Raw genomic sequence first — 15,016 nt, forward strand, 5'->3', positions numbered from 1 at the left:
GCGGTTACGCTGCTCTCATGGTCTCGTTCAGGGCATCGTCAGCAACCACGGTGGGGGATCTCTACGCCCTCATCAGGCACAAGCGAGACCTGACCCGCACCGAAATCGGCAAACTCACAGGGATGTCTCGAACGGCAGTGACTGCCAGGGTGACCCAACTCACGACGCGCGGGCTCGTCGTCGAACACGAGCAAGCGCCCTCCACCGGGGGCCGCCCGGCGGCCCTACTCAGCTTCAATGCCGCCGCCGGGGTGGTACTGGCGGTGGCGGTCGGCGGTAGTCGCACCCGCCTGGGCGTGTGCAACCTCGCCGGTGACGTTCTCGCGGCCGCCGACGTCGACCAGGAGCCCGGACTGGCGCCGGGCGATCTGATGCCGGACGTCGTCGCCCGCCTCGGCCGGCTGCTCGCCGAGTCCGGGCACCGAGGCGATCAGGTCTTCGGTGTCGGGCTGAGCCTGCCCGGCACGGTGGACCAATCACGGGGCAGCAGCGTCGACACCCCCGTGCTCAGCGGCTGGGACGGCGCGCCGCTCATTCCGTACTTCCGCGAGCTCACCGACGCACCGGTCGTGCTCGGCAACGACGCCAACGTCATCGCGCTCGCCGAATGGCGAGCAGGAGCGGGCCGCGGTTTCGACGACATGCTTGCCATCAAGGTGTCCACCGGACTGGGAGCGGGCATCATTGCGGGCGGAGCTCTGCAGCGCGGCGCCAATCGCGCTGCGGGAGAGTTCGGCCACAACAAGACCTCGGCCGCTGCCGAGTTGGCCTGCCGCTGTGGAGACGTGGGTTGTCTCGAGACCGTGGCCGGCGGCTGGGCGCTGACCCGCCTGCTGCGGGATGCAGGCAGGCCGGTGCAGAACCTGCGCGACATCGTCAGGTTTGCGCACACCGGAGATGCATTGGCGCGCAGGCTGATCCGCGACAGCGGTCGGCACGTCGGCGAAGTGCTGGCGGGCGCGGTGAACCTCCTCAACCCCGCTGCGCTGGTGATCGGCGGTGACGTTGCGGGGGCCTACGACATCTTCGTCGCCGGCCTACGGGAGACCTTGTACGGCAACGCGACCACGCTCGCGACGCGGGTCCTCGAAATCGTGCCTGCCGATTTCGGCGACCGGGGCGGCGTCATCGGCAGCGCGATGATGGTGCTCGATCACGTCCTCGACCCGCAGGCCGTCGACGCCCTCGTCGCGGCGGCCTGACGCCCCTCAGTTCGTACGCTCGTCGACCGTTGTGAGAAGGTCCGCGGTCCCGTCGGCGTCCTGGCGCCGCACGGCGTGCAACCGTTCCGCATAGAGCAGGTCGTCCCGCCACAACCGGTTGGCGGCCATCTTCATGAACGGCGTGATCAACGGGGCCGCCCGGAGGCCCCGCGCGAAACCGGGTCGATCCGAGTGCGCGATCACCGCCTCGGTGACAGTGCTGCGCGGCTGTCCATCAGGCCCGTAACCCGTTGGGGTGGCGTGGGTTTCGACGACACTGCCGGCGCCTTCGCCCTCGACGATGCGCATGGTGAGGGTGCGGGGTTCCGGGCTGGTGAACTCGGCGATGACGGGAATGCCGAGTCGCCCGACCCGGAAGGTCACTGCGACGAGGAACCGGTCGAGCTCCTCGGGGACGTCCTGCGATTCCGGCGGTGCGCTGAGCACTTCCAGACGGGTGAACGAGTACGGATGGAACCAGGCGCCGTGCCACGGGTCCATCCGGTTGGCGACGATGTCGGCTGCCTCGCACGCACCGCTGAGCTGGGTGACGGCCGCGATCTGCGCACCCTCGGGCCGGGCCGGCAAAATCGGCTCGGCGGTGGGGGTCTCACCACCGACACGGTCGAGCCGGGCCCAGACCAGAACGCCGTCGTCGAATGCGGGCACCGCCGGCCAGTCGGGACGGGACCGGCCGGTGAGCCGCAATCCGTGCCACGGGCACACGAGATGGCCGCGGTCCACGGTCCCGGTGCACAGGTCCGCCCCGAGATGGGGGCACCGCGCAGGTCCGATGTGCAGGACGTCGTCCATGTCGCGCCAGCAGACCAGTTCTGCGCCCGCCACCGTGGCCGCATGGGGTTTCGACGTGATGTCGGTGCTGGCCGCCACGACGAACCAATTGCCGCTGGGGCGGGCCTGGGACCGGGCCAGCGCCGCGGCGATCACCTGCGGTGAGGCCTGCCGGTAGGTGGGTGGCTGCCGTGCCCACGCCGTGCGCGGCAACAATTCGAACGGCGATGCCTTGCTGACCGATGTCGTCAGCCGGCTCAGGAAACTCATCGCGATGTCCGCCTTTCCACGCGTCCTGCAAGGTGCCGCAGGACGCGTGACCGTCCGCGCACCGGCACGGTGTACATATCGTGCCCCTTCACGCCGAATCGGTCGAGTTGTGCATTGGCCGCCGCGATCCCGGTCGTGGCCGCCCGCTCCATCAGCGCCACCGGCAGGTCGATACGGATGCCGTCGCCTGCCAGGGTGAGGCCCGGTGTCGGCGTCCGCACCACGGGTCGGGTAGCGAAATCGCCCGGCGCCAGGCGTGGGCAGTCGTCGCGGGTGAGCGTCTTCTCGGCCACGATCGACGCTGCCGCCGTCTCCGGATACAGCTCGCGCAGGCGTTCGAGCATGTCAGCACGCAGGTCCGGGGTGTGCTCGGGCACGGAGTAGGCGTGCAACTCGACCACCGACCCGCCGGTGCGTCGGGCCCACTCGGAGGCCTCCCGTTCGTATCTGTCGAGCACGCTGATGTTGTCGAGGGGCGGCAGCCCGCCGGTGCCGAGGAACGCGGGCCGATCGGAGCGCACGGGCCGGTCCAGCCAGAGGCGCTGCACGACGAACGGCGCAGCGCTACCCAGCATTTCGATCCGCGCTCGCCACTCGGAGTCCCCGATGCCCTCCGAGTTCGCGACGATGGACCGCAACGGGCGGACGTCGGTGGCCAGCACGACCCCGTCGGTGTGGAGGGGGGTACCGGACGCGGGGGTGACCGTGAAACGCCCATCCTGTTGCGAAACACTGTGCACCGCGGTGCTCAGGTGCACCCGCACACCTTCCTCCTGCAGATGCTCGCACAGCGGATTCCACAGTGCCACATCAAAGTTCGACGTGGCAACGTCGAAGACCAGCCCTTCGCTCGAACCGAGGAAATAGATGTGGAACATCGTGGCGAGCTCGGCTGCCGACAACGCGGCAGGCCGGGTGAAGAAGCTCCGCGAGAACACCTCGAACGCCAGGTGACGGGCGGCCACCGGAAAGTTGATGTCGTGCAGGAACGTCTCGGCGTCGAGGTGGTCGAGTTTGTCGTAGGTCTGCGGAACCGAGACCTCGGCGAGGGGCGCGGCGGCGCGGGCATCGAGGCGCACCAGGTCGCGCACTCGGAAGGTGGGGCTGCGCAGAGCGAAGACGACCGCGTTGAGCGGTGGAGTGCTGGGCAGCCCGCGGAAGGTGTCACGGCGGCCTTGCGCATCGACGAGGGGATAGTCGTCGAGGGGCGCGAGCATCGCGAGGTCGGGGTCGATGCGGCGAAGCAGGTCACGCAGGTTGTAGTACTGCCGGAAGAACGCGTGGAAGCCCCGGTTCATGGCGAGGTGGGCACCGCCGGAACCGTGTTCGGTCCATCCGCCGACCCGGCCACCGAGGTAGGTCTCCCTCTCGAACAGGTCCACGTCGACGCCGCGTTCGACGAGCGCCGTGGCCGCGGACAGCCCGGCGATGCCACCACCGATGACCGCGACCCGCGGCCGGGTGGGCAGACCGGCCGCCGTCGGGAGCCCCGGCTTGGCGGGATGGCGAACCCGGCGGGGATCGGTCACCGCGGCGCCCGGCCGAGGAACGTGTGCACGATGTTGCGCTGCCACCCCGAGACGGTCTCACTCCGCACGTCGGTGAACCCGATGCGCTGCAACCGATCCCGGAACTCCGAGGCGCCATCGAACTCGTTCACGCTTCGGCGCAGATAGCGGTAGAGGCCGGCGTCTCCGTCGCGAAGACGTCCTGACGGGATGATGATCGCCGTCGCCACCAGGTTCCAGATCGCGGCGGCGGCACGGGAATCCCGCACCGAGTATTCGTGGGCGGCGAAGATGCCGCCCGGGCGCAGAAACGAGAGCAGGGAGCGCAGAACCGGGTCCGGATCGCTGAGGTTGCGCACGAGGTATGCGGCGAGGATGCCGTCGAACGGTCCGCTCACGCCCGCCTCGGCAAGATTCTCCGCGCGGCTGTGGACGAACGTGACCGCCTCGGGCCACGACTTCTCCCGGGCCTTTTCCAGCATCCCCGCCGACCCGTCGACGGCAACGATTTCGGCGTGCGGTGCCGCCTGCACCAGTGCCGCAGTGGAAGCGCCTGTGCCGCAGCCGATGTCAAGGAGGCGGAGGCCACGCCCTCCGTCGGGCAACCCCATCCGCTGTGCCGAGAGCCGGAGGTGATCGTGGTATCCGGGATTGGCGCCGACGAGTCGGTCATAGTGTTTCGCGCCCGCGTCGAATGCGTCGGGAACGTCGTAGCGTCGCAGGTTCATGCCGTCTCACGTTTCTGTCTGTCGCCGTTGCGCACCCAGAGGAGGAGCACGGCGGTCACCATTGCCCAGCCGAAGAGGAAGTCCTCCACGGGGATGTCCCACGGGAATCGGATCCCGGTCGAATGCTGCTCGTTGTACACGACGATCGGCGCGCTGAGTTTGGTGAGCCAGCCGTCCACCGGGATCTGGAAACCGAGCACGATGGCCATCGAGATCCAGTAGGCGGGACGGCGGAACAGGCTGGTGCGCAGTACGCGCAGCTCCCACGCGATGACCGCCAGCACGGCGACCACTGCGGGCAGGGTGTAGCCGAGGCCCGTCATCGGCTCACACGATGTTCGCTCCGCCTGCGCGACATCCAGCCCAGGATGGTGCTCACTGCCGAGTAGGTGAGCAGGCCGCAGAGCGGGACCACGAAGAAGAACATGAGCTCTTCGACCGGCATGATGCCGATGTCGATGCCCGACACGAAGCGTGGGTTGTAGCTCCAGACATCGCCGGCGATCGCGATCAGATCCCACCCTATGAACACGAGCGCCACCGGGATGATCGCCGCCGCCGTTCTCCTGGCCTGGCGGTAGACACCGGCGCCGAGGATCTCCAGCGGCGCGGTGAGGATCAGACACCCGACCATGAGCAGCAGGTACTCGTAGCGCTCGATGGTCTACACCCCCCGGCGGCGGGCCCGCGCGAGGAGAGCTTTGGCGAGACCCGCCGAGGCCACCCGGAGGCGGCGCGCCGTCGACACCGTGGCTCGCTGGGCGAACACGGCGTAGTCGATGTCCTCGATGCGCTCCAGGATTCCGGAGTACAACGTCAGCGCCGCGCTGATGCACGGCCGGGACTTCGGTGCCAGCAACGCGATTCCGCGTTCGGCACTGCGGTAGATGGTGCGGGTGAGCGCGAGCTGTTCGACCAGCGCCGCCCGCAGCCGCTGGTCGGTGCGCCTGTTCTGCTGGCACCAGGTCAGCACGTCGCGGTCGACGCCGTGTGCGGCGAGTTCGTCGGCAGGCAGATACACCCGGCCGCGCGTCAGGTCTTCATCCATGTCGCGCAGAAAGTTGGTGAGCTGGAAGGCTTTTCCGAGCGCGGCGGCATGGGGCGCTGCCTCCTCGCGGGGGACGACGGTGCCGAGGATCGGGAGCATCTGCAGCCCGATCACTTCGGCCGAGCCGTACATGTAGCGATCCAGCGCCGCTCGGTCCTGGTAGTCGGTGACCGTCAGGTCCATCCGCATGGATGCCAGGAAGTCGTCGAAGAGCTGCCAGTCGAGGTCGTACTTGCGGGCGGTGTGCACGACGGCGTCCAGTGTCGGATCGTCTCCGCTCGGCTGGTTCTCGACCATTCTGGTGAACAGCGCCGTCGACAACCTCTGCAATTCGTCGGCGCGTTCTGCCGTTGTGCGCGAATCGAATTGGTCGAGGACGTCGTCGGCACGCCGCGCGAAGCCGTACAGGGCGTGCACGGCGGGCCGCTGTTCGGGCGACAGCAGGCGAGTCGCCAGGAAGAACGTTCGGCCGTGCTGTGCGTTGATCGCGCGGCACTTCTGGTAGGACTCCCTGAGCGCAACATCGTGGACGCCCGCGGCGTCCAGCTCCGAGCTGATCATCGTTGCTCCGATCATCGCGACATTACCTGTGACTGTGTCCGGGTCGAGGTCCCGGTGACGCGGTCCGCGGCGAGGCGTCCCGAAACGATGGCGGTGGGGATACCGACTCCGGGCACCGTCGAGGATCCGGCGAGCACCGCGTTGTCGATTCCGCGCACGGTGTTCCCGGGCCGGAAGGGGCCAGTCTGCCCGAACGTGTGTGCCAGCGCGAACGGCGTGCCGGCGGCCATGCCCTGCCGGGCCCAATCCTGGGGTGTCACGACGTGAAGGAGTTCGGCGTCCTGGCCGAGGTGTGGCAGACGTGCGGTGACGGCTTCGAGCATGTGGCCGGTGTAGTCGTCGCGGTCTGCATCCCAGTCCTTGTGCCCCACATCGGTGTTCGGCGCCGGCGCAAGAACGTACAACAGTTCCCTCCCGTCCGGTGCGAGCGTGGGGTCGCCCAGCGTCGGCCTGGTCACCAGCAGCGACGGGTCGACCATCGGTCGGCCCTGATCGATGATCTCGTCGAAGGTCCGGTCCCACGCATCCCCGAACAGGATCGTGTGGTGCGACGGATCGGACTCGGCCGCTGCCGCGCGGCATCCGACGTGCGCGACGACGGCTGACGGGGCGGGGCGCAGCTTCAGCAACCGGCGGGGGGTGCGGCCGAGCAGCCGGTAGGTGTCGGGCAGCTCGGTCGTCAGGATGACAGTGTCGGCGGGGAAGCGCTCACCGTTGATGGTGCGGACCGCGGTGACCCGCGAACCCGACCGTTCGAGCGTGGAAACCGGTGCGTTGTAGTGGAATTCGACGCCCGCATCGGCCGCTGCGGCGGCCATGGCGTCGGGTAGCGCCCGCATTCCGCCGCGGGGGAAGTACACACCCGATACCGTGTCCATGTAGGCGATCACCGCGTACGCGGCCAGTGCGCGCTTGGGGGGCACCCCGACGTAGAGCGCCTGGAACGTGAACACCCGCAACAGGCGCTCGTCGGAGAGGAAGCGCCGCACCATCGGTTCCCAGCTGCGGAAGCCACCGATCGCGGCCAGCTTGGCGAGCTGCGGGGTGAGCAGCGACAGCGGGGAGTCGAAGTTCGCGTTGATGAACCCGTCGAACTCGAGCTCGTACAGTCGCGTCAGCCACCGGCGCAGTTCGGTGTAGCCCTGCGCCTCCTTCGGGCCGGCGAAGCGTGCGATCTCCGCGGTCATGGCCTCGGCGTCGCTGTGCACGTCGAGGCTGCTGCCGTCGGCGAACGAGGCGCGGTAGGCGGGCAGCACCGGTTGCAGGTCGAGCCGCGACGCCGTCGATTCGCCGACCGCGGCGAACGTCTCGTCGATGATGTCGGGCATCGTCAGCACGGTCGGCCCGGTGTCGAGGCGATATCCGGAGACGTCGGCCCGGCCGACCCTGCCTCCGGGGTGTGCGCCGCGCTCCACGACGGTGACCTGACGTCCACGCCCGGCGAGGTGCAGTGCCGCGGACAGACCCGCCAGCCCGGCGCCGACGACGACCACCCGGTCGGTCGCGCCGGTGACGGTGCGCATCAGGCCACCCGCTCGGTGCACGCCGCGGCCATCGAGGCCAGTGCCGATCGGACGTCGTCGTCCAGCGATGCGCTGTCGAGGCGGTGCAGGGCCCACGCGAGGCGTCGGTCGATCAACTGTTCCATCCATTCCACTGTCCCGATCTCTGCGATCAGGCACTGCCAACGTGTGATGTCGTCGTCACGGAGATCCGTGCTGGTCATCAGGCGTTCGAGCTGACGTCGATGTGCGCTGCTGCCCAACTGGTATGCGGCTACCACAACCGTAGTCGCCTTCCGCGCGGCCAGGTCGGATCCTGCCGGTTTCCCGGTCGTCTCGGGCCGGCCGAAGACGCCGAGCAGGTCGTCCCGCAGCTGGAATGCCTCGCCGACCGCGACACCGTAATCGCCCAGGGCGCTCAGCGTCCGCTCGTCGCAGCCCGACAGCGCCGCGCCGATCTCCAGCGGTCGACGCACGGTGTAGTTGCCGGACTTGCGCCGAGCTACGTCGAGGACGTCGTCGAGCGACGGGAACACCGATGTGTCGTTGACCAGGTCGGCGAACTGCCCGACCGCCAGTTCGGTGCGCATGGCGTCGTAGCGTGGCCATGCGCGGGCCAGGGCGTCCTCGGCCAGCCCGCTCTCGCGCAGCATCTGCTCGGCCCACACCAGGCACAGGTCGCCGAGCAGGATGGCCGCCGATTCACCGAACCGTGCCGAGGACCCCGGCAGCCTGCGACGGTGGTGCCAGTCTTCGAACGCGCGGTGGGCGCTGGCTCTTCCCCGGCGCATCGGGGACCCGTCCATCACGTCGTCCTGCATCAACGCGAACGCGTTGAGGAACTCCAGGCTTGCCGCCGCCCTGATCGCGGCAGATTCGGCGTGCGCGCCCGCCAACCAGCCCAGATAGAGGAACGTCGAGCGTAGACACTTTCCGTCGGCAAGCAGTGTGCGCAGCACATCCTCGGCGATGTCGACGCGGCTGCCGGGAAGCGCCTGTGTGCAACGGGAGTCGAGGAACTCGGCGACCGCGGCCAGCACCGCCTCGCGAACCGACGCCTGCCAGGGCCCGTCCAGTCCGTCCGCCAGTCCGAGCGCCTGGGTCCGCGTCGTCGTGCCGTTCCTACCCGCGGGCATATCGCCCCGGTCCCTGGTGAGCCTGGCGCCGGTGGTCATCGAATCGAGCCATTACCCATTTCTAATGCGTGTATGCCTTCCCGACACTGTTTATGGGCCTCGTTTGCCTGTCGCGACGCCGGGTAGCCGGGTCGAGCGAGCGACGCGGCGTAACCGGCGGGGGCGATGCGGGCGTTGCCCGGGCGCTCATGCCGGCGTGTCGAACATCTCGACCATGCGCCAACAGCCCTGTCCTGCAGGACAATTCAGATATTCCCGGTCAGCATCGGCTTGGCGGAGCTGCTTGCGGGACGCGGTCGCGCGGCTCGGTCCGACAACCCGCGGGTCGCTTATTACATGTCTATGACAATTGGCGGTGTGCGCCTCTTCGCCGGTCGTACTCGGCCGTCCGGGACGGCGCCGCGGAGTGGGTGCACTTCGGCAGGGCCGGGCAGCCGCCCCCGCGGCCCACTGTTGGGGGCCGCGCGTTCGGCCGTTGTCGAATTCCTGACAAGGCGAGGAATATCCCTCTGCAGGAGGGGGATTGGCGCCTTCGCCGCCGTCAGACCTTCGCGATGACGTTCTCGGCGAACCACTCCAGGTTGCGGATCTTATCGTCGAGCGGTTCGGTGTCCTGGCCCATGATGTAGGGGATGCGGAAGCCGACGATGACGTCGGTGACGCCTTTGTCCTCCAGGCGCTTGACGCCGTCGAGGGTGAATCCGTCGATCGAGATGACATGGATCTGGAATTCGTCGGCCAGGCCGATGCGCTCCTCGGACTCCCGGTACTGCTGCAACTTCTTGAGCAGCGGGTCGAGTTCTTCGGGATCCCCGCCGCCGTGCATCCAGCCGTCGTTGCGGGCGGCGCGCCGCAACGCGGCGTCCGCGTGACCGCCGATCAGGATCGGGATCGGCTTGGTGGGTGCGGGCGTCATCTTGAAGGTGGGGAAGTCGTAGAACTCGCCGTGGTACTCGAAGTACTCGCCGGAGGTGAGGCCTCGGACGACGTCGATGCACTCGTCCATCCGCTTTCCGCGTTTGGCGAACGGCACGCCCATGATGTCGTAGTCCTCCGGCCACGGGCTGGTGCCGACGCCGAGGTTGATGCGGTTGTCGAACAGCGCGGCCAGAGAGCCGGCCTGCTTGGCGACCAGCGCGGGTGGGCGGATCGGCAGTTTGAGCACGAAGATGTTGAACTTCAGCCTGGTGGTCACGGCGGACAGGGCGCCGATCAGCGCGAAGGTCTCGATGAACGGCTTGCCGTCGAGAAACTCGCGGTTGCCGTCCTCGGTGTACGGATACTTCGAGTCCGACACCTCCGGATAGGCGACGCTGTCGGCGATCGTCATCCCGTGGTACCCGGCCTCGTCGGCGGCCTTGGCCAACGGAATGTAATTCTTGGGGTCGGTCATGGCTTCCGCGTAGGTGAATCGCACGTCGTCTCCTGCTCGTCGGTGACCGAATACTAGAACACGTTCTAATATGCCGGTGACCGTTTGGCCTCAGAGAAGCGGGACGTCCACCACGACGGGCTCCAGCGCAAAAGGCGGCGCACCGAGGCCGACCACCGAGAACGTCGACCACGGGGTGCGTTCGGTCAGCCGCCCGCGCGCGGAGCGCTCGCCGACCACAACTGTCACCTCCTGCGGGAGCCGCACGTCGATATCGGTGGCCAAAACTGTTCCCTGCCAGTGGTAGTGGCCGTCGATCGGATGGATCTGACCCGTCAGGCGCACCTGCACATCGTGTATGCGATCGCCCACGACGACTGTCGCCGCACCGTCGAAGACCGTGCCGTCGGGGCCCTCGTCGAAGCCCGGGGAACGCACCTCGAACGCCGACGGAATCCGTCTGCCGACCTTGCGCCAGTAGTGGCCGCCGCGGCGGGTCTGCCCACGCGAACGGTCGTCGTAAAGACGCTGCGTGCCGGCCCGCACCTCGATGCGGGTGGCGTCCGAGCGACCCATATGGTCCAGACACTTCGCGATATAGCTCTTCTGCGCCGCCACGTCGGGTCCGGTGACCAGGAACCAGTTCGGTACGCCGTGCACGGCGACGCCGAGATAGGGCCGCGGACCGTCCGTCCGGCCCACCGGTGGCAGCGACCCGTCGGTCGCGATGACGACCCGTGCCTGGTGTCCGCCCACCGTCCATGTGTGGCTGGCCTCGTCGAACTCCGCGTCCCGCGTCGCCTCGGCGTCGATATAGGCCACCGCGTCGACGGCCCCCGAGGTCACAGAAACCCGCCGCGCTTCCACAGCCGCCGCGCCACCGGCCCCAGCAGGCCGACCTCGTCGAGGAACGCCGCCAGCGGGGCGAACCCGCTCACCTGGACCTCGCGCCGGTGGGCGCTGGCACGCGCGATCCGGCGAGCCTCGGCGGCGTCGAGCCCGACTCGGGCGTACTGAACGCGATTGGTGAACAGGTGTCGGAAGAACAGGCCGCCGACACCGTTGATATTGGCCAGGACGAACTTCGGGACGCGCCGCAGGTGCGGTGCACGCTTGCGCAGGCCGTCGCGCGCGAACTGGATGTGACGCGCTTCCTCGGTGACGTGAATGCGCATCAGCCGCTGCACCATCGGCTGCAGCTCGGGGTCGTCCATCATCTGGCGCTGCAGCGAATCGAAGATCTCTTCGCCGATCAGCGCCGCCATCCACAGCATCGATCCTTGGAACGCGAATGGCAGCGCATTGATGACGACTCGTTGATAACGCCTGGGCCGCACCGGTTTTGCGCCGATACGATCGATGGCTTTACCGAACATCACCATGTGCCGGGTCTCGTCACCGAGCTCGGTCAGCTCGTAGTGCGTCGCCCGTGCGGTGGGATCCTGATGCATGATCTTGCGCAGCAGTGCCTGGTTGAGGATGTTCTCGAACCAGATCCCCGCCGACAGCGTGTTGGCCAGCTCCTGCCGGGACAATTCGATCTGTTGTTCCCTCGTCATCGTCTCCCACAGCGGCGTGCCGTACAGCGACACGGTCTTCGGGGGCAAGAAGAACTTGTCCGGGTCCAGTGGCGCGTTCCAGTCGATGTCGACGACGGGGGCGTAGGACTTCCTGACCGAACCCTTGAGGAGACGCTCGGCGAAAGCTTGACGCGTTGTCGCTTGTGACTTCGCAGGAGCCGTCATCAGGGTCCTTCCGCCGACCGGGTGTCCCTCGACGGTAGGGAGGTTCTTGGCGGGCTGTCAATACCTCCGGTATCGGATACTTGCGGTAATGCCAACTTGTGACGTGCGGGGTGGATCATGAGCGGCATGGGATCGTTTCTGCTGCGCGCCGGCCTGACCGGGCTCGCGCTCTGGGTGGTCACCCTGCTGGTGCCAGGCATCGAATTCGTCGGCGGCGACTCGACGGCGGCACGGATCGGCATCATCTTCGTCGTCGCCGTGATATTCGGGGTGGTCAACGCGATCATCAAGCCGATCCTGCAGATCATCTCGATACCGCTCTACATCCTCACGCTGGGCCTTTTCCACATCGTCATCAACGCGTTCATGCTCGTGCTCACGTCGTGGATCACCGAGCACACCACCCACTGGGGCCTGTTCATCGACGACTTCTGGTGGACGGCCATCTGGGCGGCCATCGTGTTGTCGGTGGTGAGCTGGCTGCTTTCGCTCATCGTGCAGGCAGACTGAGTGGTATGCCTGAACTTCCCGAGGTCGAAGCGCTCGCCGATCATCTGCGTCGCCACGCCGTCGGACTGACCGTCGGCCGCGTCGACGTCTCGGCGCTGTCGGTGCTCAAGACCTTCGACCCGCCGGTGACGGCCTTCGCCGGGCACGAGGTCACCGGAGCCAACCGGTGGGGCAAATACCTCGGACTGCAGGCAGGCGACCTGCACCTGATCACCCACCTGTCGCGGGCAGGCTGGCTGCGATGGTCGGACAAGCTGGCAGCCATGCCCCTGAAACCGGGCAAGGGGCCCATCGCACTGCGCGTCCATCTGGGCACCCCCGGTGACGCGCCCGGTTTCGACCTCACCGAGGCCGGCACCCAGAAGCGGCTGGCGGTGTGGCTCGTCACGGACCCGATGGCCGTTCCACAGATCGCCGCGCTGGGTCCCGACGCCCTGTCCCTGGGCATCGACGCGTTGGCCGATGTGCTGAAGACGCAGGGCGGACGGATCAAGACCGTGATCACCGACCAGAAGGTGGTCGCCGGTATCGGCAACGCCTACAGCGACGAGATCCTGCACGTCGCGAGGCTCTCCCCGTTCGCGACCGCCAACAAACTCACCGAGGCTCAGCTCGCGGCGCTGCACGACGCGATGATCACCGTGCTCACCGACGCGGTGAAGCGGTCCGTCGGCCAGCAGGCCGCGACCCTCAAGGGGGAGAAGCGGTCGGGGCTGCGCGTGCACGCGCGCACCGGGCTGCCGTGCCCGGTATGTGGGGACACCGTGCGCGAGGTGTCATTCGCCGACAAATCGTTCCAGTACTGCGCGACGTGCCAGACCGGCGGCAAAGTGCTCGCCGACCGGCGGATGTCGCGCCTTTTGAAGTAACTGCGGCGATTAACAGGACTTGTCTAACTCGGTTATCCTTCCGGCATGACTCGGCAGAAGATCCTGATCACCGGCGCGAGCTCCGGCCTCGGCGCCGGGATGGCCCGCCAGTTCGCCGCCAAGGGACGAGACCTCGCCCTGTGTGCACGCAGGCTCGACAACCTCGACGAGCTGAAGACCGAACTGGTTGCGCGCTACCCGAACATCAAAGTCGCCGTCGCCGCACTCGACGTCAACGACCACGAGCAGGTGCCGAAGGTCTTCAACGAGCTCAGCGACGAACTCGGCGGTATCGACTGCGTCATCGTCAATGCCGGCATCGGCAAGGGCTACCCGCTCGGCGGGGGAAAGCTGTGGGCGAACAAAGCCACCATCGAGACCAATCTCGTTGCGGCCCTTGTGCAGACCGAGACGGCGCTGGAGATGTTCAAGGCCGCGGGCGCAGGGCATCTGGTGCTGGTCTCGTCGGTACTCGGCAACGTCGGCGTGCCCGGCTTCAAGGCGGCATACTCGGCGAGCAAGGCCGGCGTGACGTCACTCGGCCAATCGCTGCGCGCCGAGTATCCGTCGGGGCCGATCAAGATCACCGTGCTGGAGCCCGGCTACATCGAGTCCGAGATGACGGCGAAGTCCAACTCGACGATGCTCATGGTCGACAACGAGACCGGCGTCAAGGCCATGGTCGATGCCATCGAAAAAGAGAAGGGGCGCGCGGTGGTCCCCGGCTGGCCGTGGTGGCCGCTGGTCGAGGTCATGAAGCTGCTGCCGCCGCGTTTCACCAAGTACTTCGCGTAGCAGCCCCTCTTCACCGCGAGCGTGCGTGTCTGCGGGCGAAACGCCGCGGAATCCTGAAACTTTGCGCACGCTCGCGCTGCTCACGCTTGCGACCGCCGATCGCCAACCTTGACAAACTGTTGGGTTTTCCTAACGATTGGTTAGGTGAGTCCGGTACGGCGCGGGGAAACATTCCCCATCCACAACCGCATCGGCGTACTGCGCGCCGAGCGGCGACTGACCAGGGCGCAGCTCGCTGAGTTGATCGACGTCAACCCGCAGACTGTCGGGGCGCTCGAACGGGGCGACCACTACCCAAGCCTCGATCTCGCATTCCGCATCTGCGACGTCTTCGACCTGCCCGTCGAGGCGGTGTTCTCCCGCGAGCCCTTCGCGCCGTTGTCGACGGAGCTCTACCGAAAGCAAGGAGGAAAAGCTCATGCCTGAGGCCACCCTGATCGACCGCTATCAGACCTATCGTGCCGGCCGGTTCCTCAAACACGAACAGACATACGCAAATTGGCTGCCCGGCTGGCGTACGCAACACCGGCGCCGCATCCTGGTCGCCGGGCTGGCGTCGACGTTCGCCCTCATGTTCGCGGTGAGTGTGGTGTGCGCGTTCGGCATCAGCTGGGCGCCGCTGCTGTGGCTACCGGCCTGCCTGATCTTCTTCCCGCTGTGGACCGTGCTGCAGATCGTGTCCGGACGCCAAGGCGACGCGCCGAACGCCACGCTCGACGAATACGAACTCGCGCAGCGCAACAGCGCCCGCTCGATCGGTCTGACCGTCACGCAGAACCTGATGATGCTGCCGATCCTGTACCTGATCTTCGGTGCGGTGTTCACCGGTGGTACCGACACCGATATGGCCTATGCCGGCGGGCTGATGGCGCTGACGGTGCTACTGATCGGCGGTTGCACACCGGCCATGATCCTCGGCTGGACCCGTCCCGACCCCGAAGCGTGAGCGATTTCGGCGTGCTTTTCGCCGCTCAGCGA

At 67.5% G+C, this 15,016-nt stretch carries 17 protein-coding genes; 6 read left to right on the forward strand and 11 right to left on the reverse strand.

Translation table 11 applies throughout. The features are described from left to right. Positions 1–17: 17 nt before the first annotated feature. Positions 18–1,202 carry an ROK family transcriptional regulator gene (locus tag ACAG24_RS05750; RefSeq protein ID WP_370471684.1) on the forward strand — a complete coding sequence of 395 codons (1,185 nt, stop codon included), beginning with the start codon at positions 18–20 and terminating at the stop codon, positions 1,200–1,202. A 6-nt stretch (positions 1,203–1,208) separates the two neighbouring features. On the opposite strand, the gene ACAG24_RS05755 is transcribed toward ACAG24_RS05750, so the two are convergent. From ACAG24_RS05755 to ACAG24_RS05805, 11 genes are all read right to left on the reverse strand, one after another. After that, entirely contained in the window at positions 1,209–2,264 is a 1,056-nt protein-coding gene (locus tag ACAG24_RS05755) for a DUF5914 domain-containing protein (protein WP_370471685.1), read from the reverse strand. Further along, on the reverse strand, positions 2,261–3,793 hold the full coding sequence (locus ACAG24_RS05760) for an FAD-dependent oxidoreductase (protein WP_370471804.1): 1,533 nt from the start codon (positions 3,791–3,793) through the stop codon (positions 2,261–2,263). The genes ACAG24_RS05755 and ACAG24_RS05760 overlap by 4 nt, the downstream gene beginning before the upstream one ends. Continuing rightward, positions 3,790–4,500, reverse strand: coding sequence for a class I SAM-dependent methyltransferase (locus ACAG24_RS05765; RefSeq protein WP_370471686.1), 711 nt, complete (start codon positions 4,498–4,500; stop codon positions 3,790–3,792). Before ACAG24_RS05765 ends, ACAG24_RS05760 begins: the two co-directional genes overlap by 4 nt. Beyond that, complete coding sequence (locus ACAG24_RS05770) at positions 4,497–4,823, reverse strand: lycopene cyclase domain-containing protein (RefSeq protein WP_370471687.1); 327 nt, start codon at positions 4,821–4,823, stop codon at positions 4,497–4,499. Before ACAG24_RS05770 ends, ACAG24_RS05765 begins: the two co-directional genes overlap by 4 nt. Next, positions 4,820–5,161 carry a lycopene cyclase domain-containing protein gene (locus tag ACAG24_RS05775; RefSeq protein WP_370471805.1) on the reverse strand — a complete coding sequence of 114 codons (342 nt, stop codon included), beginning with the start codon at positions 5,159–5,161 and terminating at the stop codon, positions 4,820–4,822. The genes ACAG24_RS05770 and ACAG24_RS05775 overlap by 4 nt, the downstream gene beginning before the upstream one ends. Before the next feature lie 3 nt (positions 5,162–5,164). Further along, complete coding sequence (locus ACAG24_RS05780) at positions 5,165–6,109, reverse strand: phytoene/squalene synthase family protein (protein ID WP_370471688.1); 945 nt, start codon at positions 6,107–6,109, stop codon at positions 5,165–5,167. A gap of 11 nt (positions 6,110–6,120) precedes the next feature. Next, positions 6,121–7,632 (reverse strand): phytoene desaturase family protein, encoded by a 1,512-nt coding sequence (gene crtI / locus ACAG24_RS05785; protein ID WP_370471689.1) that lies wholly within the window; start codon positions 7,630–7,632, stop codon positions 6,121–6,123. Then, a complete protein-coding gene (locus tag ACAG24_RS05790) occupies positions 7,632–8,786 on the reverse strand; it encodes a polyprenyl synthetase family protein (protein ID WP_370471690.1) in 1,155 nt (384 codons plus the stop codon). The genes crtI and ACAG24_RS05790 overlap by 1 nt, the downstream gene beginning before the upstream one ends. Positions 8,787–9,288: 502 nt before the next feature. Next, on the reverse strand, positions 9,289–10,164 hold the full coding sequence (locus ACAG24_RS05795) for an LLM class flavin-dependent oxidoreductase (RefSeq protein WP_370471691.1): 876 nt from the start codon (positions 10,162–10,164) through the stop codon (positions 9,289–9,291). A 66-nt stretch (positions 10,165–10,230) separates the two neighbouring features. After that, positions 10,231–10,965, reverse strand: a complete 735-nt coding sequence (locus ACAG24_RS05800) for a DUF4873 domain-containing protein (protein ID WP_370471692.1) — start codon at positions 10,963–10,965, stop codon at positions 10,231–10,233. Then, positions 10,962–11,864, reverse strand: a complete 903-nt coding sequence (locus ACAG24_RS05805; RefSeq protein WP_370471693.1) for an AurF N-oxygenase family protein — start codon at positions 11,862–11,864, stop codon at positions 10,962–10,964. Before ACAG24_RS05805 ends, ACAG24_RS05800 begins: the two co-directional genes overlap by 4 nt. Positions 11,865–11,990: 126 nt before the next feature. Between ACAG24_RS05805 and ACAG24_RS05810 the strand changes: the two genes are divergently transcribed. The 5 genes from ACAG24_RS05810 to ACAG24_RS05835 all read left to right on the forward strand — a co-directional run bounded on the left by ACAG24_RS05810 (position 11,991) and on the right by ACAG24_RS05835 (position 14,984). Next, positions 11,991–12,374 carry a phage holin family protein gene (locus tag ACAG24_RS05810; RefSeq protein WP_370471694.1) on the forward strand — a complete coding sequence of 128 codons (384 nt, stop codon included), beginning with the start codon at positions 11,991–11,993 and terminating at the stop codon, positions 12,372–12,374. A 5-nt stretch (positions 12,375–12,379) separates the two neighbouring features. Continuing rightward, complete coding sequence (locus ACAG24_RS29555; protein ID WP_445206167.1) at positions 12,380–13,243, forward strand: Fpg/Nei family DNA glycosylase; 864 nt, start codon at positions 12,380–12,382, stop codon at positions 13,241–13,243. 45 nt (positions 13,244–13,288) lie between these two features. Then, positions 13,289–14,038, forward strand: coding sequence for an SDR family oxidoreductase (locus ACAG24_RS05825; protein WP_370471695.1), 750 nt, complete (start codon positions 13,289–13,291; stop codon positions 14,036–14,038). 144 nt (positions 14,039–14,182) lie between these two features. Beyond that, positions 14,183–14,464 carry a helix-turn-helix transcriptional regulator gene (locus tag ACAG24_RS05830; protein WP_370471696.1) on the forward strand — a complete coding sequence of 94 codons (282 nt, stop codon included), beginning with the start codon at positions 14,183–14,185 and terminating at the stop codon, positions 14,462–14,464. Next, complete coding sequence (locus ACAG24_RS05835; protein WP_370471697.1) at positions 14,457–14,984, forward strand: hypothetical protein; 528 nt, start codon at positions 14,457–14,459, stop codon at positions 14,982–14,984. Before ACAG24_RS05830 ends, ACAG24_RS05835 begins: the two co-directional genes overlap by 8 nt. The last annotated feature ends 32 nt before the right edge of the window (positions 14,985–15,016 follow it).

Source organism: Mycobacterium bulgaricum (assembly GCF_041287165.2).
In the GTDB taxonomy this organism is placed as follows: domain Bacteria; phylum Actinomycetota; class Actinomycetes; order Mycobacteriales; family Mycobacteriaceae; genus Mycobacterium; species Mycobacterium bulgaricum.